13 protein-coding genes and 1 riboswitch are annotated in these 16,881 nt (G+C 71.8%); of the genes, 3 read left to right on the forward strand and 10 right to left on the reverse strand.

What is annotated here, in order from left to right:
- The first annotated feature begins 17 nt into the window (after positions 1-17).
- The gene (locus OG303_RS37960) at positions 18-746 is read left to right on the forward strand and encodes a ZIP family metal transporter (RefSeq protein ID WP_405874264.1); all 729 of its coding nucleotides are present in this window, start codon (positions 18-20) and stop codon (positions 744-746) included.
- Positions 747-811: 65 nt separating this feature from the next.
- Here the strand turns inward: OG303_RS37960 and cobI are convergent, their stop codons facing one another.
- The 10 genes from cobI to OG303_RS38010 all read right to left on the reverse strand — a co-directional run bounded on the left by cobI (position 812) and on the right by OG303_RS38010 (position 14,588).
- Positions 812-1,564, reverse strand: coding sequence for a precorrin-2 C(20)-methyltransferase (cobI, locus tag OG303_RS37965; RefSeq protein WP_405874265.1), 753 nt, complete (start codon positions 1,562-1,564; stop codon positions 812-814).
- Positions 1,561-3,018, reverse strand: a complete 1,458-nt coding sequence (locus tag OG303_RS37970) for a cobyrinate a,c-diamide synthase (protein WP_405874267.1) — start codon at positions 3,016-3,018, stop codon at positions 1,561-1,563. Before OG303_RS37970 ends, cobI begins: the two co-directional genes overlap by 4 nt.
- Positions 3,018-3,617 carry a cob(I)yrinic acid a,c-diamide adenosyltransferase gene (gene cobO / locus OG303_RS37975; RefSeq protein WP_405874269.1) on the reverse strand — a complete coding sequence of 200 codons (600 nt, stop codon included), beginning with the start codon at positions 3,615-3,617 and terminating at the stop codon, positions 3,018-3,020. The genes OG303_RS37970 and cobO overlap by 1 nt, the downstream gene beginning before the upstream one ends.
- The gene (locus tag OG303_RS37980; protein WP_405874272.1) at positions 3,617-5,629 is read right to left on the reverse strand and encodes a putative cobaltochelatase; all 2,013 of its coding nucleotides are present in this window, start codon (positions 5,627-5,629) and stop codon (positions 3,617-3,619) included. Before OG303_RS37980 ends, cobO begins: the two co-directional genes overlap by 1 nt.
- Positions 5,626-9,282 (reverse strand): cobaltochelatase subunit CobN, encoded by a 3,657-nt coding sequence (gene cobN, locus OG303_RS37985; protein WP_405874273.1) that lies wholly within the window; start codon positions 9,280-9,282, stop codon positions 5,626-5,628. Before cobN ends, OG303_RS37980 begins: the two co-directional genes overlap by 4 nt.
- On the reverse strand, positions 9,279-10,814 hold the full coding sequence (locus tag OG303_RS37990; protein ID WP_405874274.1) for a cobyric acid synthase: 1,536 nt from the start codon (positions 10,812-10,814) through the stop codon (positions 9,279-9,281). The genes cobN and OG303_RS37990 overlap by 4 nt, the downstream gene beginning before the upstream one ends.
- Complete coding sequence (locus OG303_RS37995) at positions 10,811-11,794, reverse strand: cobalamin biosynthesis protein (protein WP_405874276.1); 984 nt, start codon at positions 11,792-11,794, stop codon at positions 10,811-10,813. Before OG303_RS37995 ends, OG303_RS37990 begins: the two co-directional genes overlap by 4 nt.
- Positions 11,795-11,893: 99 nt before the next feature.
- A riboswitch (cobalamin riboswitch) is annotated at positions 11,894-12,036 on the reverse strand.
- A gap of 143 nt (positions 12,037-12,179) precedes the next feature.
- Complete coding sequence (locus OG303_RS38000) at positions 12,180-12,401, reverse strand: hypothetical protein (protein WP_405874278.1); 222 nt, start codon at positions 12,399-12,401, stop codon at positions 12,180-12,182.
- 35 nt (positions 12,402-12,436) lie between these two features.
- Positions 12,437-13,684: an anion permease gene (locus OG303_RS38005; protein ID WP_405874279.1), complete on the reverse strand. Its 1,248-nt coding sequence runs from the start codon at positions 13,682-13,684 to the stop codon at positions 12,437-12,439.
- A gap of 154 nt (positions 13,685-13,838) precedes the next feature.
- Entirely contained in the window at positions 13,839-14,588 is a 750-nt protein-coding gene (locus tag OG303_RS38010) for a lysozyme (protein WP_405874280.1), read from the reverse strand.
- Positions 14,589-14,784: 196 nt separating this feature from the next.
- Here OG303_RS38010 and OG303_RS38015 point away from each other — a divergent pair, with 196 nt between their 5' ends.
- Both OG303_RS38015 and OG303_RS38020 read left to right on the forward strand, forming a co-directional pair.
- The gene (locus tag OG303_RS38015; protein WP_405874282.1) at positions 14,785-15,516 is read left to right on the forward strand and encodes a class II aldolase/adducin family protein; all 732 of its coding nucleotides are present in this window, start codon (positions 14,785-14,787) and stop codon (positions 15,514-15,516) included.
- A gap of 113 nt (positions 15,517-15,629) precedes the next feature.
- Complete coding sequence (locus OG303_RS38020) at positions 15,630-16,748, forward strand: alpha/beta hydrolase family protein (protein WP_405874284.1); 1,119 nt, start codon at positions 15,630-15,632, stop codon at positions 16,746-16,748.
- Positions 16,749-16,881: the final 133 nt, after the last annotated feature.

The raw sequence follows: 16,881 nt of genomic DNA on the forward strand, positions 1-16,881 counted from the left end.
TCGGATACGAAGGGCTCATGGCGGTCTTCGTCGCGCTCGGCGCGTTCCTGATGACGCTGGCCGGCGGCTGGACGGCACAGCGTGTGACCGACCGCCGCCACCTGGTCCTGGGCCTGGCCGGCGGCCTGATGCTCGGTGTCGTGGGCCTGGATCTGCTGCCGGAGGCGCTGAAGGCGGCGGGCGAAGAGGTCTTCGGCGTCCCGGCGGCCCTGCTCCTGTTCGTGGCCGGATTCCTGCTGGCTCATCTGGTGGAACGCCTGCTGGCCGCCCGTCAGGCCGCGCACGGCGGGGAGGAGACCAACGGCCGGGCGCCCGAGGTGGGCCTCACGGCGGCCGCGGCGATGGTCGGCCACAGCGCCATGGACGGCGTGGCCATCGGCGCGGCCTTCCAGGTCGGCGGCGGCATGGGCGCGGCGGTCGCGCTCGCGGTCGTGGCCCACGACTTCGCGGACGGCTTCAACACGTACACGATCACGAGCCTGTACGGAAACGCCCGCCGCAAGGCGCTGGGCATGCTGTTCGCGGACGCGGCGGCACCGGTGGTCGGCGCGGCGTCCACCGCGTTCGTCACCATCCCGGTGGGCCTGCTCGGCGGCTATCTCGGACTGTTCGGCGGCGTACTCCTCTACCTGGCCGCGGCCGAGATCCTTCCCGAGGCCCACCACGAACACCCCGCCCGCTCGACGCTGCTGTGCACGGTGGCCGGGGCGGCGTTCATCTGGCTGGTGGTGGGCCTGGCCGGATGACCCGACGCCGGTCACGCCGATCACGTCGATCACGTCGGTCTCATCGGTCATGTCGGCCACGCCGATCACAGCTTGCCGCCGCGCCCGCCGTCGCGCGGCGCGGGCGCGATGAGGGTGGAGAGATAGGGAAGAGGAGCACCGTCGAGCTCGGCGGCCGGCCGGATGAACTCCGACTCCAGCCCGAGCGCGGAACCCCACACGGCGTCGTCGATCCGGCCGGTCTCGCGCAGCGCCTCGGCGACCTCGCCGGCCTGCCGCCCGAACTTGTAGGCGACGACGGTGCCCGGCCCGCCCAGGGCGTCCTTGAGCACGGCGGCCCCGGCGGTGACGGGCACGAGGGTGAGCGGCTCGGTGCCTTCGGTGAGCACGGCCCCCGACCTGGCCGCGAGATCCTGCATGGCGGTGATCCCGGGCACGGTCTCCACCATGGTCCCCGGCACCAGTTCGGCGATGGTCTGCGCGAGGTAGGTGAACGTCGAGTACACGTTGGGATCGCCGATGGTGGCGAACGCGACGGAGTCGTTGGCCCGCAGCAACTCGGCGACCCGCGCCCCGGCAGCGTCCCAGGCGGCCTCGCGCCGCCCGCGGTCGCTGCGCTCGTTGAGCGCGAACACGACCCGGACGACCTTCTCCTCGGCCACGTAGTGCAGGACGGTGGCCTCGGCCCGGCCGGGCTCTCCGCCATCCTTTCCATCGGATGCGGCCATGACGGGCACGACGACGACATCGGAGGCCCGCAGGACATTGACCCCCTTGACGGTGACCAACTCCGGATCCCCGGGACCCACCCCGACCCCGATCAACCTGCTGCTGCTCATGACGTCCGGCACCTCTCCACGAACCGACGGGCGACACCGGGCTCGGACGCCCAGTGCGTGTGCAGATAACTCGCGTGCACACCTTGTTGTACGAAACCTTCGACCCGCGGCGCCGGGGCGCGCACACCCCAGGCGGGAGCCGCCCCCGCCCCGGGCTCGACGACCGTCCGATGAAACTCGTGCCCACGCATCCGGGTTCCGGTAGCGGCAAGCACACTGTCGCTGACGGCCACGGCGTCGCGATACCCGAGAGTCAGCCGCTCGGACATCCGGGCGCCGGCATCGAGCACCCCGCACATCGGCAGCCCGTCGAGCTCCCGGCACAGATACAGCAGCCCGGCACACTCGGCGGCAACGGGAGCGCCAGTCTCTGCGAGAGCTGCAACGGCCTTCCGCAGAGGTTCGTTGGCGGACAGCTCGGCGGCGTAGACCTCGGGAAACCCGCCACCGATGACCAACCCGCGTGTCCCGTCCGGCAGTTCCTCGTCACGGAGGGGGTCGAAGGGGACGACTTCGGCACCGGCGGCGGCAAGCAGTTCACTGTGCTCGGCATAGGAGAAGGTGAAGGCGGACCCACCGGCGATGGCGACCCGCACTCTTGAGCCCGGGCCGGCTCTGTCAAGCCCGTCTGGGGGTCCCCCCTCTGGGGGAGTTTGAGGACGAGGCCCTTCGGGCCGATGGGGGTCTGGGGGCGCAGCCCCCAGCGCCTCCGCCGCATCCCAAGCCGCACACGACAACACACCCGCACCACGCGCCAGCTCAGCCAGCGCCGCGAGATCGCACCCGGCGGCAACCTGCGCCGCCATCGCCGCCACGGCCTCCACCGCGGCAGCGCGCCGTTCGGCAACCGGCACCAGCCCCAAGTGCCGTGAAGGCGTGTCCACTTGAGCCGTCCGCCGCAATACCCCCAGCACAGGCACGCCGGCCGAGTCCAACGCCTCCCGCAGCAGCTCCTCGTGCCGGTCGGACGCCACCTTGTTCAGGATCACGCCCCCGACCCGCACCTCCGGATCCCAGGAGGCAAACCCGTGCACCAACGCCGCCACGGACCGGGACTGCGACGACGCGTCCACCACCAGCACCACCGGCGCCCGCAACAGCTTCGCCACATGAGCGGTGGACGCCAGTTCACCCTCCCCCGCGGCCCCGTCGAACATCCCCATCACACCTTCGACGACGGCGATGTCACACCCCCGAGCCCCGTGCAGGAACAACGGCCCGACGGACTCGGGCCCGCACAGGTACGCGTCGAGGTTCCGCCCCACCCGCCCGGTGGCGAGCGCGTGGTACCCGGGGTCGATGTAGTCCGGCCCGACCTTGTGCGGGGACACGGCCAGCCCCCGCGCGGCGAACGCGGCCATCAACCCCGTGGCGACGGTGGTCTTGCCGCTGCCGGAGGACGGCGCGGCGATCACCAGCCGGGGGACGGACGCGACGGACACGGAGGAGGACATCACCACTCGATACCCCGCTGCCCCTTCTGCCCGGCGTCCATGGGGTGCTTGACCTTGGACATGTCGGTCACGAGGTCGGCGAAGTCGACGAGCTTCTCGGGCGCGTTCCGCCCGGTGATGACGACATGCTGGGTACCCGGCCGCTCCCGCAGCACCGCCACGACCTCGTCGGTGTCCACCCACCCCCAGTGCATCGGGTAGGCGAACTCGTCGAGCACATACAGCTTGTACGTCTCGGCGGCGAGGTCCCGCTTGACCTGCTCCCAGCCCTCGCGGGCCTTCTCCTCGTTGTCCATCTGGGAGTCCCGCTGAACCCAGGACCACCCCTCGCCCATCTTGTGCCAGTCGACGGACCCGCCTTCCCCGGACGCCCCCAGCACCCGCAGCGCGTTCTCCTCGCCGACCTTCCACTTCGCCGACTTGACGAACTGGAACACCCCGATCGGCCACCCCTGGTTCCAGGCCCGCAGCGCGAGCCCGAAGGCGGCGGTGGACTTGCCCTTCCCGATCCCGGTGTGCACGACCACGAGCGGCCGGTTACGACGCTGACGAGTCGTCAGTCCATCGTCCGGTACGACACTCGGCTGCCCCTGCGGCATTACGCGACCCTCCTCGAAGTCCCCTGCGTCCTCTGCGCCCCCTGCACGTCCCGCACCAGCCCGGCGATCGAGTCCGCCCGCAACTCGTCGAGCGTCACCGCCGCGCCTTCGAGCTCACCCGCGAGCTGCCCGGCGAGCCCCAGCCGCACGGGCCCGGACTCGCAGTCGACGACCACGGACGCGACCTGCTCGGCCGCCAGCAGCCGAGCCGCCCGCCCGGCCAGCGCGACCGGTTCCGGACCACCCGTGGCCCGGCCGTCGGTCACCAGCACCACGAGCGCCCGCCGCGCCGGATCCCGCAACCGCTCCACGCGCAGCACGTCGTGCGCCTTCAGCAGCCCGGCCGCCAGCGGCGTGCGCCCACCGGTCGGCAGCGACTCCAGCCGTACGGCCGCCGCGTCCACGGACGAGGTCGGCGGCAGCGCGAGCTCGGCCGCCGCCCCCCGGAACGTCACCAGCCCCACCTTGTCCCGCCGCTGATACGCGTCCAGCAGCAGCGACAGCACGGCCCCCTTCACGGCACTCATCCGCTGCCGGGCCGCCATCGACCCGGAGGCGTCGACCACGAACAGCACGAGGTTCCCCTCGCGCCCCTCCCGGGTCGCCTGCCGCAGATCGTCCCGCCGTACGACCAGCCCCCGCCCCGACCGCCCGCGCGCCCGCTGATGCGGCGCGGCCGCCTGCACGGTCGCCGCCAAGTGCAGCTTGGTCAGGGCTCCGCGAGGCCGCCGCGCCCCCGTCGTCCGGCCGTGCTCGGTGCGTGCCCGCGAACGCCGCCCGGCGGCACCCTCACCGATCCCGGGCACGCTCAGCACCTTCGTGCGGAACGGCTCGGAGGCCCGTACGGCGGACTGCTCGCCGGCTCCCGAGGGCTGCGGCTCGCCGCCCTCCCCGGCCTCCGGCTGCGCACCGGTGTCACCGCCCTGCGGACCGTCCGAGTCGGAGGGCGGCTGCCCGCCACCACCGCCGGGTCCGTCCGGCCCCGGATCGTCGTCCTCGGGCTCCCCGAACTCCTCCAGCGTCTCGTCGAGCTTGTCCTCGTCGAGTCCCGGGGCGTCGAAGGGATTACGCCGCCGCCGGTGCGGCAGCGCGAGCAGTGCCGCCTGCCGTACGTCCTCGGCGAGCACGTCGGTCCGCCCGGCCCACGCCGCCAGCGCCGTCGCCGTGCGCGCCATCACGATGTCGGCCCGCATGCCGTCCACCTCGAAGGCGGCGCAGGTCGCCGCGATCTGCCGCAGCGCCCCGTCGCCCAGGCGCACCGACGGCAACAACTCCCGGGCGGCGACGATACGTTGACGTACCGAAGCCTCCTCGTCCGCCCAACGGGTCGCGAAACCGGCCGGATCGTCGTCGTAGGCGAGTCGCCGCCGTACGACCTCCACCCGCTGGTCCGGTTCCCGCGAGGCCGCGACCTCCACGGTCAGCCCGAAGCGGTCGAGCAACTGCGGCCGCAGTTCGCCCTCTTCGGGGTTCATGGTCCCGACCAGAAGGAAACGGGCGGCATGGCGGACGGAGACGCCCTCGCGTTCGACGTACGAGGCGCCCATCGCGGCGGCGTCCAGGAGCAGGTCGACCAGGTGGTCGTGGAGGAGGTTGACCTCGTCGACGTAGAGGATCCCGCGGTGCGCGTCGGCGAGCAGGCCGGGCTCGAAGGCCTTGACGCCCTCGGCGAGCGCCCGCTCGATGTCCAACGCGCCGACGAGCCGGTCCTCCGAGGCACCGACGGGCAGTTCGACCATGCGTGCCGGGCGCGTCTCGAACGCCCCCGGCTCGTGCGGGCCGTCCGGGCAGGCGGGGTCGGGGGAGTCGGGGTCGCAGGAGAAGCGGCAACCGGACACGACGTCGAGCTTCGGCATGAGCGCCGAAAGGGCGCGCACGGCCGTCGACTTGGCGGTGCCCTTCTCGCCGCGCACCAGCACACCGCCGACCGCCGGCGACACGGCGTTCAGCAGCAGCGCGAGCCGCAGGTCGTCCTGGCCGACCACGGCCGTGAACGGGAACGGGGTACTCACTTGTCGTCGCCCTCCAGATCGCCTTCGAGCTCCAGATACGTGGCGCGCAACCGCTCCAGTGTGTCCGCGTCCGGTTCGGCCCACAGCCCGCGGTCGGCGGCCTCCAGGAGCCGTTCGGTGATGCCGCGCAGCGCCCACGGGTTGGACTTCTTCATGAACTCCCGGTTCTCCGGGGCGAAGACGTACTCGGCGCTGAGCTTCTCGTACATCCAGTCGTCCACGACCCCGGCCGTGGCGTCGTACCCGAAGAGGTAGTCGACGGTCGCCGCCATCTCGAAGGCGCCCTTGTAGCCGTGCCGCCGCATCGCCGCCATCCAGCGCGGGTTGACCACGCGGGCCCGGAACACCCGGTGGGTCTCCTCGCCGAGGGTGCGGGTCTTGACCTGGTCCGGGGTGGCGGAGTCGCCGACGTAGGCCTCGGGGCTCTCGCCCGTCAGATGGCGCACCATGGCGACCATGCCGCCGTGGTACTGGAAGTAGTCGTCGGCGTCGACGAGATCGTGCTCGCGGGTGTCGACGTTCTTCGCGGCCACGGCGATCCGCTTGAACGCCGTCTCCATGTCGCCGCGCGCGGCCCGCCCGTCGAGCCCGCGCCCGTACGCGTAGCCGCCCCACACCGCGTACACCTCGGCGAGGTCGGCGTCGCTGCGCCAGTTGCGGGCGTCGATCAGCGGCAGCAGCCCGGCCCCGTAGGCCCCCGGCTTGGAGCCGAAGATCCGGGAGGTCGCGCGCCGCCGGTCGCCGTGCGCGGCGGTGTCCTCGTCGGCGTGGGCGCGGACGAAGTTCTGCTCGGCGGGCTCATCCGCATCGGCCACCGCGCGCACCGCGTCGTCGATCAGCCCGACGACGTGCGGGAACGCGTCCCGGAAGAAGCCGGAGATGCGGACCGTGACGTCGATGCGCGGCCGGCCGAGCTCCGCGAGCGGCACCACCTCGAAGCCGGTCACCCGGCGCGAGGCGTCGTCCCACACCGGCCGGCAGCCAAGCAGCGCCAGGATCTCGGCGATGTCGTCGCCCTGGGTGCGCATCGCGGACGTACCCCAGACCGTCAGGCCGACCGACTTCGGGTACTCGCCGGTGTCCTGCAGGTACCGCTGGATCAGTGAGTCCGCGAGAGACTGCCCGACCTCCCAACTCAGCCTGGAGGGAATGGCCTTGGGGTCGACCGAGTAGAAGTTCCGGCCGGTCGGCAGGACGTTGACCAGCCCGCGCGTCGGCGAACCGGAGGGACCGGCGGGGACGTACCCGCCGTCAAGTGCCTTGAGGATGTGGCCGATCTCGTCGGTGGTCCTCGCCAGACGCGGCACGACCTCGTTGCAGGCGAACTCCAACACCGCGACGGCGTCCGGGAGTTCGAAGCCGAGCACCTCGTGAACGAGGGCCGGGACGGTCGCGACGTCCCACGCCCGCGCCTCCATGCCCTCGGCGACCCGCCGGCACAGCTGCTCCAGCAGGTCGATGGCGTCGGCGGCCGTACGGGACGGTCCCTCGACGAGGTCGGACAGCTCGGCCGGCACCTTCACCGGCGCCCCGGGCTCGGCGAGCAACTCCTTCTCGCTGAGCCCGAAATGGGCCGCGAGCGAGGCCCGCAGCCCCGGCAGCGCGTTCGCCTGCCCGCCCCACACCTGCGAGGCGCGCAGCACGGCGAGCACCAGGTTCACACGCGGCTCGTCGACCGGACCGTCACCCAGAATGTGCAGGCCGTCCCGGATCTGTACGTCCTTGATCTCGCACAGATAGCCGTCGATGTGCATGACGAACTCGTCGAAGTCGCCGTCGTCCGGCTGCTCGTCGACGTGCAGGTCGTGGTGCAGCTCGGCCGTCTTGACCAGCGTCCAGATCTGGGCCCGCACCGCCGGGGCCTTGGTCGGGTCCAGGTCGGAGACGAGCGCGTACTCGTCGAGCAGCTGCTCCAGCTTGGCCAGGTCGCCGTACGTGTCGGCGCGGGCCATCGGCGGTACGAGGTGGTCGACGACGGTGGCGTGCCCGCGCCGCTTGGCCTGGGTGCCCTCACCGGGGTCGTTGACGATGAAGGGGTAGATCAGCGGCAGTTCACCGAGGACGGCGTCCGGCGCGCACCCCTTGCCGAGGCCGAGTCCCTTGCCCGGCAACCACTCCATCGTGCCGTGCTTGCCCATGTGGACGATCGCGTCGGCGCCGAAGCTGTTCTCCAGCCAGCGGTACGCCGCCATGTAGTGGTGCGACGGCGGCATGTCGGGGTCGTGGTAGATCGCGATCGGGTTCTCGCCGAAGCCGCGCGGCGGCTGGATCATCACGACGACGTTCCCGAACCGGAGTGAGGCCAGCACGATGTCGTCCCCGTCGACGTACAGGCTGCCCGGCGGCTCGCCCCACGCCTCCAGCATGCCGTCCCTCAGCTCCGGGTCGAGCTTGTCGAACCATGCCCGGTAGTCGGCGAGCGGCACGCGCGCGGGTGCGGAGGCGAGCTGCTCCTCGGTCAGCCACTCCACGTCGTGACCGCCGGCCGCGATGAGCCGGTGGATCAACTCGTCGCCGCCCGCCGGGTATGCGGTGACGCCGTAGCCGGCTTCCTTGAGGGCGTCCAGGACCCGCACCGCCGACGCGGGCGTGTCCAGTCCGACCGCGTTGCCGACGCGGGAGTGCTTGGTCGGGTAGGCGGTGAAGACGAGCGCGAGCTTCTTGTCCGCGTTCGCCTTGTGCTTCAACCGCGCGTGCCGTACGGCGATTCCGGCGACCCGCGCGGCCCGCTCGGGGTCGGCGCGGTACACGGGCACGTCGTCGGGACCCTGCTCCTTGAAGGAGAACGGCACGGTGATGAGCCGCCCATCGAACTCCGGGATCGCGACCTGCATCGCCGCGTCCATGGGGGACAGGGCGGCGTCCGACCCGCTCCAGGCCGCGTGCGACGAGGTGAGGCAAAGGCCTTGCAGCACCGGCACGTTGAGATCCGCGAGCGCGCCGATGTCCCAGGCCTCCTCGTCACCGCCGGCCGAGGCCTGCGAGGCGTGGGTGCCGCCGGCGGCGAGGACGGTGGCGACGAGGGCGTCGGCCTTGCCGAGGATCTCGTACAGCCCGGCGTCCGCGCCGCGCAGCGAACCGCAGTACACGGGAAGGGCGTTGGCGCCCCTCGACTCGATCGCGTCGCACAGGGTGTCCACGAAGGCGCTGTTGCCGCTGAGCTCATGGGCCCGGTAGAAGAGCACACCGACGGTCGGCCGCCCGTCCACGAACGCACGCTCGCCGTGGACGCCGTACTCGGGCATCTTCTGCGGCTCGACGAACCCCTCGCCGGTCAGCAGCACGGTGTCGGAGAGGAACCGGGCGAGCTCGGTGAGGTTGGCGGGCCCGCCCTCGACGAGGTACCTGAGTGCCTCGGCCACGACACCGGCGGGCACGGACGACTCGGCCATCAACTCCGCGTCGGGGACGGTCTCTCCACCCAGCAGCACGGTCGGGACGCCGGACGCCTTCAGCGCGGCGAGCCCGTCCTCCCAGGCCCGCTTTCCGCCCAGCAGCCGTACGACAGCGATGTCGGCGCCGTTCACGAGACCGGGCAGCTCCTGAGCCACATCGACCCGGGTGGGATTGCCGATCCGGTAGTCGGCACCGGACGCGGCCCGGGCCGCCAACAGATCCGTGTCGGCGGTCGACAACAACAACACTGTGCTCATGCGGGCGCTCCCGGTGGAATGAAAGGCAGTCCTTGCGGCGCGCCGGACTCGATGAGCCGCCACAGCGCGTCCGTGTCCGCGTGCTGTTCGATCAGGTCGCCGAGCCGGTCGAGCTGCTCCTCGCGCAGCGCGGCGAACGAGGTGTCGGGGGACGGCACGAAACGACGGCCCGCGGCGGCCGCCACCTCGCGCAAGAAGGCCCGCCGGAACCCGTCCGACTCCAGCGAACCGTGCCAGTGCGTGCCCCAGGTCTGACCGACCCGGCAGCCGTCCAGGCTGTGTCCTTCGCCATCGGAGATGAACGCTTCTCCGCCTGCGATCTCGGCGACCCCGTGATGGATCTCGTACCCCTCGACCGGCTCGCCGAGGGCTTCGCCGACCGGCCGGGTGAGGGTCTTCTCGCGCGCGAACCGCACGCGGACGGGCAGCACTCCGAGCCCTTCGACGTGTCCGCGCCGGCTCTCGACCTCGTCCTCGATGTGCTCGCCGAGGATCTGGAAGCCGCCGCAGATGCCGAGGACGGGCCTTTGCTCGAAGGCCCTTCGGACCAGGGCGTCCGCAAGTCCCCGCTCCCGCAGCCACTCCAGGGCCCGCACGGTCCCGCGGGTCCCGGGAACGACGACGAGGTCGGCGTCGGAGAGCTCCTCCGGCCGGTCCACGAACCGCACCACGACACCCGGTTCGGCGGCCAGCGCGTCCACGTCCGTGAAGTTGGACATGAGGGGAATCGCGCAGACGGCGACGCGCAGGACGTCCTCGCCGACGGGCGGGGCGGTGTTCGACTCGCGCACCGTCCCCCGCAGCGAGACCCTCAGTCCGTCCTCCTCGTCGATGCCGAGGCCGTGCTGGAAGGGCAGGACGCCGTACGTCCGCCGCCCGGTGAGCCCGTGCAGCATGTCGAGCCCGGGCTCCAGGAGGCCGACGTCCCCGCGGAACTTGTTGACGAGGAACCCGGCGACGAGCTCCTGGTCCTCGGGCGAGAGGAGCGCGACCGTCCCGAAGAAGGAGGCGAAGACACCGCCGCGGTCGATGTCGCCGACGACGAGCACGGGAAGCCGCGCGTTCCGGGCGACCCCCATGTTCACGATGTCCGTCCGCCGCAGGTTGATCTCGGCGGGAGAGCCCGCCCCCTCACAGATCACCGCGTCATACGTGCCCCGCAACTCGGCGAGGCAGTCGAGAACGGTCCCGAGAAGCTGCTGCTGGCGCCCCCCGTGATACCCGCGCGCACTCAGCTCCCCAACGGGCTTGCCCATGAGCACGACCTGACTGCTCTGGTCGCCACCGGGCTTGAGCAGCACGGGATTCATGAGCGCGGTCGGCTCGACCCGGCACGCCTGCGCCTGCATGGCCTGAGCCCGCCCGATCTCGGCGCCCTCGCGCGTCACGAACGAGTTGAGGGACATGTTCTGCGCCTTGAACGGTGCGACCTTGACGCCCTGCCGTACGAGCCAACGGCAGATCCCGGCGGTGACGACACTCTTACCGGCGTCCGAGGTGGTGCCGGCGACGAGGAGCCCCCCGCCGCTCATGACGCACGTCCCGACAGCTGCAATTTCTGGGGGCGAGGGCGCCTTGCGACCCGTCCCCGCAGCACCGCACCCGCCGCACTGACCCCCAACGCCAGCCACCCGACGCGCTGCGACAACCGCACAGCCCGCTCGATGTCCCCCACGTCCACGGACCGTCCCTCCCCGTTCAGCACAGGACGATGCTCGACCCGCCCCCCGTACGCCAACGTCCCGCCCAGCCGCACCCCGAGCGCCCCGGCGAACGACGCCTCCACGGGCCCGGCATTGGGACTCGGATGCTTCGCCGCATCGGCACGCCAGGCTCTTACGGCCCCCCGGCGGTCACCCCCGGCAACGGCGGCCAGGACGGCGGTCACTCGCGCCCCCGGCCACCCCGCCACGTCGTCCAGCCGCGCGGAAGCCCAGCCGTAGCGCCGGTACTTGGGCGACTTGTGTCCGACCATGGCGTCGAGGGTGTTGACGGCCCGGAAGCCGAGCAGCCCCGGCACCCCGCCGACGGCCCCCCACACCAGCGCCCCCACCACCGCGTCGGAGGTGTTCTCGGCGACGGACTCGACGACGGCCCGGGCGATCCCGTCGGCGTCGAGCGCCTGCGGATCCCGTCCGCACAAGTGCGGCAGCCTGGCCCGGGCGGCCTCGACGTCGCCCGCTTCGAGGGCGCGCCCGATGCCCCGGGCCTCGCGCGCGAGCGAAGTCCCGCCGACGACGGCCCAGGTGGCGGCGGCGGTCACCGCGACGGAGGCGGCACGGGAGGGACGTACGGCCGAAGTGGCGACGGCTCCGAGCGCGACGGCTCCACCGGCGCACACGAGGGTGTGCAGCGTTCCCCACCCGCGGTGGTCCCGCCACAGCACCCGTTCCACGGCACCGGCGGCCCGCCCGAACGCGGCGACCGGATGCCCCCGGCGCGGATCGCCGAGGAGGAGGTCGCCGAGGAGGCCGGCGGCGGCGCCGTACGCGAAGACGCGATCGGCACGCATCGGCTCAGCCGGCCGAAGGGTCGGGCAAAGGTCGGGCGGTGACGCTCAACAGGCAGCCGCGCATGGCGATTTGTCCTCACTCAGGGTGTCCACGCCCTGGTTCGACGAGACCGGCGGTGAGAGTTCCTGGCTCCCGGGACTTCCTACCCCGGTGACAGTGGCGGGACCGCGCCGGACTTGCACCGGCTTCCTCTCTTGCCGCCGTACATGGCCCCGGCAGTCCACCACGGGGTTGGAAGGGCCGTCAACTTGCCGTTGACCTGCGACGGGAGAGTGTGCTGAGACCCACACAAGGGTGGTCGACGGGGTCACAAGTACGGGCACAAGAACGTGGGGTGCGGGACGGAGATCCGTCCCGCACCCCACGGGTGTTCAGGGTGATGCCTCAGACGACGATCAGCGAGATCCCGTACGCCACCGCCGCCGCGCACGCCGCGAAGCACACGTACGCGCCGGTGACCGCGGCCGTGGCCGAGCCGCCCTGAGCGGTCGCCCGCTCGCGGCGCGACAGGCCCATGATGCCGAGGGTGAACAGGGTCACGAGTCCCACGGTGACCGCGAGGCTGACGCCGAAGACGGAGCCCAGGGTTGCCCAGTCGATCTTCATGCTGCTTCTCTTCCTTTGTACCGGGTGGGCGGGGCTCAGACGGCCGCGGCCGGCGGGGTGGCCGGGTCGGGGGTGGCGGTCGTGGCCGGGGCGGGGATGGTGGCCGTCAGGTCCTCGGTCACCGTGCCCGCCGGGGGCGGGGTCACGGCGGCGATGGCCGTGGTCACCACGCCGGCCGGCTCCTCGGCCTCGTTGACGTTCGACGCGTCGACGACCTCGCGCCGGGAGATCTTCCAGATGGCCGCGCTGGAGGTGATCAGGAAGACGGCGACGACGGCCGTGCCCCAGTCGCCGAGATCCGTGACCGACTCGGCGAGCGCGCCCACCAGGGCCGCGGCCGGCAGCGTCAGGCACCAGGCCACGAGCATGCGGGTCGCCGTCGACCAGCGGACCACGCCGCCCTTGCGGCCCAGGCCCGCGCCCATCACCGAGCCGGAGACCGAGTGGGTGGTGGAGAGGGAGAAGCCGAGGTGCGAGGAGGCCAGGATGACCGTGGCCGCGCTGGTCTGGGCGGCGAAGCCCTGCTGCGGCTGGAGCTCGGTCAGGCCCTTGCCCATGGTGCGGATGATGCGCCAGCCGCCGAGGTAGGTGCCGAGCGCGATGGCGAGGCCCGCGGAGAGGATGACCCAGGTGGGCGGGTCCGAGTCGGGGGCGACGACACCGCCGGCGACCAGGGCGAGGGTGATGACGCCCATCGTCTTCTGCGCGTCGTTGGTGCCGTGGGCCAGCGAGACCAGGCCCGCGGAGGCGATCTGTCCGGCGCGGTAGCCCTTCTCGGCGGCCTTGCCGTCGGCCTTCTTGCCGAGGGTGTACGACAGCCGGGTCGCGAGCATCGCCGCGACACCCGCCACGATCGGGGCGGCGATCGCCGGGATGAGCACCTTGGTGACGAGCACGTCGCCGTGCACGGCGCCCATGCCGGCCGAGGCGATGGTGGCGCCGATCAGACCGCCCATCAGGGCGTGCGAGGAGCTGGAGGGGAGTCCGACCAGCCAGGTCACCAGGTTCCAGAGGATCGCGCCGACCAGCGCCGCGAAGATGACCTCGGGACGTATGCCGGTCTCGTCGACGAGACCCTTGGAGATCGTGTTGGCGACCTCCACGGAGAGGAAGGCGCCAACAAGGTTCAGCACGGCGGACATGGCCACCGCGACCTTGGGCTTGAGTGCGCCGGTCGAGATGGTGGTGGCCATCGCGTTGGCGGTGTCGTGGAAACCGTTCGTGAAATCAAACGCGAGTGCGGTTACGACCACAATCGCGAGGATCAGCGAGAAGTTTTCCATTTACCCAGGCAATCGTTCGAAGTCATCGGTCGGTTGACCGTAGGAAACCTGAGTGAACGGAAGATGAACTGAGGAGGTCTGTGGAGTGACCGGGTAAGGGGGGTCGCCGCTCCGCCCGGTCCCGGCGACCCCCTGGGCCCTCGGCGCCCCTTGGCTAGTAGCCCCGGGCGAACTTCTTCAGCTGGGCCTGGGACCCGTTGAAGAGATTCTGATCACCCGGCAGACCGCCGCTGTTGTCGTACTGCCAGAAGGTCCAGAACGACCATCCGGCCGGCAGTGATCCCGCGTCCGCCGAGTTGTGGCGGGCGATCCACAGTGCGTGGTTCGAGGCGAGCGCGCGGCTGCTGCCGGTGCACGTGTTCCACCAGTGGGCGGTCGTGTAGATCACCGGGCGGCGGCCGGTGAGCCGCTTCACCTCGTTGCTGAACGACTTGATCCAGTTGACCATGCCGCTCTTGCTGAGCCCGTAGCACTTGTGCTTCGAGTCGTACGGGTTGTACTCGATGTCGAGCGCGGGCGGCAGAGTCCAGCCGTCCGCGCTCCACCTGCCGCCGTTGCGTACGAAGTACGCCGCCTGCGTCGTGCCCGACGTCTTGTTCGGCAGCGCGAAGTGGTACGCCCCGCGGATGATGCCGGCGCTGCGGGCGCCGTTGTACTGCTGGCCGAAGTACGGGTTGCGGTAGTTGGTGGACTCGGTCGCCTTGACGTAGACGAACTTGGCGCCCTTGGCCTTCGCCTTGGACCAGTTGACGTTCTTCTGGTGCGAAGAGACGTCGTGCCCCTTCGGCGGGCTCGCCGCCGACGCCGGAAGATCGGCGAGAGCGGTTCCCCCAACGGTGAGCGCCGTCACACAGACCGCGATGACGCGGGTGCGGCGGCGGAACGGTTTGCGATCACGGGCCATATTTCCCCCCGGAATGGCGACGTGCACGACAAATCAAGCGGAGATTACTGGACGGTCGTTGAACCCTCGTCGATCCCAGGCCAAGCGCGGGAGGAGAGGGGTATGTGCCGATAAGGGGTCTTTCGGAAGCGTGGCTTCCGCCCTAAAGTGCCCCCGCCCGGCGGCGGGTTGGGCACGTGCCTGGGAGGATCGCGGCATGGCTGAGCAGTCGCGGGAACAGCGGGGCGAGCGGGATGCGCGGGAGGGCGCACAGGATGTGCCGGAGGGGTGGGGGAGGAGTGCGGGCGCCGAGGAGGCGCGCGCCTGGGAGGCCCTCGTCGGGGCGGCCCGCCGCACGGTCTCGGACGGTCTCGTCGTCGGCACCTCCGGCAATGTCTCGGTGCGCGTCGGGGACACCGTGCTGGTCACGCCGTCGGGTGTGCCCTACGACCGGCTCACGCCCGCGGACGTGACCGGCGTCGACCTCGACGGCCGGCAGGTGCTCGGCGCCCTGGCCCCGACCAGCGAGCTGCCCATGCACCTCGCCGTCTACCGCACCACCGACGCCCGCGCCGTCGTCCACACGCACGCCGTGCACGCGACGGCCGTCTCGACGCTCGTCCCGGAGCTCCCGGCGATCCACTACATGACCGGCGCCCTCGGCGGCCCCGTCCGAGTTGCCCCCTATGCGACATATGGCACCGATGAGTTGGCCGAGAACATCCTCCACGCCCTCGCCGACCGCACCGCCTGCCTCCTCCAGAACCACGGCACGATCACCTACGGCACCACCCTCGACCAGGCCTACGACCGCACGGCCCAGCTGGAATGGATGTGCCGGCTGTGGCTGACGGCGTCCTCGGTGCCGGGCATGTCACCCGCGTTGCTGTCCCGGGAGCAGGTGGCGGAGGCGGGGGAGAAGCTGCGGGGGTACGGGCAGCGCGGGTGAGCCCGCGCGGTGCTCGCCGGCGGGTGGACACAGCACGCCGCCGCCGACAGCCCGCATCACCCCGACCCTTCCTCCCGCTGGCCGCCGACCGGGTCCGCCAGGACACTGGACGGGTGCGCACAGTCAAAGCGACGGCCGCGGCCGTCACCGTAGCCCTGGCGGCCGGCGCGGCAAGCGTGGCCGCCGGCCGGTTCGCGAGCGACGCGGCGCTCAAGGCGCCGCCGGGCAGGCCGCTGCCCACCGAACCCCGGCTCACCGTGCACGCCACGGCCGCCGGCCAGATCGCGCTCACCCGCGACCTCGCGGCCCTGCGCCCCGGCATCTACGGCCTGTCCGGCAACGGCAACCACGCGGTCGTCGGCCCCGTCCTCGACACGGCCACGCACTCCGCCGACAGCGTCGTCCGCCGTCTGGAGCGCGTCACGCACGGCACCCTGGAGCCCGGCGACAAGGTGTGGCTGACCCCGAACGTGCACATCGGCAATCCCAGCGCCGCCCTCGGCCTCGACCACGCCGACGTCGACATCCCGGGCGAACTCGGCTCCCTGCCCGCCTGGTTCGTGCCCAACGTGCGGGACACCTGGGTGATCACGGTGCACGGCCTGGGCGGCACCCGCGAACACCCCATGAACGTCATGGAGTTCCTGCACCGCCAGCGCTTCCCGGTGCTCGACCTCGCCTACCGCGGCGACCTCGGCGCACCCCGCTCCCCGGACGGGCTGAACCATCTGGGCGAGACGGAGTGGCGCGACGTGGACGCGGCGATCCGCTACGCCCAGCGCTACGGCGCCAAGCACGTCGTCCTGTACGGCTGGTCCACCGGTGCCACCATGGCGCTGCGCGCCGCCGCGCACTCCGGGCTGCGCGACAGCATCTCGGGGCTGATCCTGGACTCCCCGGTCCTCAGCTGGTCGACGACGCTGCGCGCCCTCGCCTCGGCCCGCCGCACGCCGGGCGCACTGCTTCCGCTCGCCGTACGGGCCGCACAGGGCCGCACGGGAATGGAGCGCGACCGCACCGCGGAGGCCGCACAGCTCACCGTGCCGACGATGATCTTCCACGGCCCGGACGACACGCTGGCCCCTTGGGAGTACTCCCGTCGGCTCGCCCACGCCCGCCCCAACCTGATCGCCCTCCAGACGGTTCCGCACGCCTCGCACGGAGCGATGTGGAACGCCGACCCGAAGGCCTACGAGGAAGCGCTGCGCCGCTTCCTCACCCCGCTCATGTGACCCTCACGCGGCGCCGGGCCGGAGTGGAGCCGGGCAGTCGGCACCATTCCGTTTAAGGCCGTACCACTGGCCAGTTCTCGGCCCCGAGGCGCCCGCCGGACCCCGTGCGTTGGCCAGTCCCGTCGCCCGCGGT

This window comes from Streptomyces sp. NBC_00005, from assembly GCF_045160215.1.
Classification (GTDB): domain Bacteria; phylum Actinomycetota; class Actinomycetes; order Streptomycetales; family Streptomycetaceae; genus Streptomyces.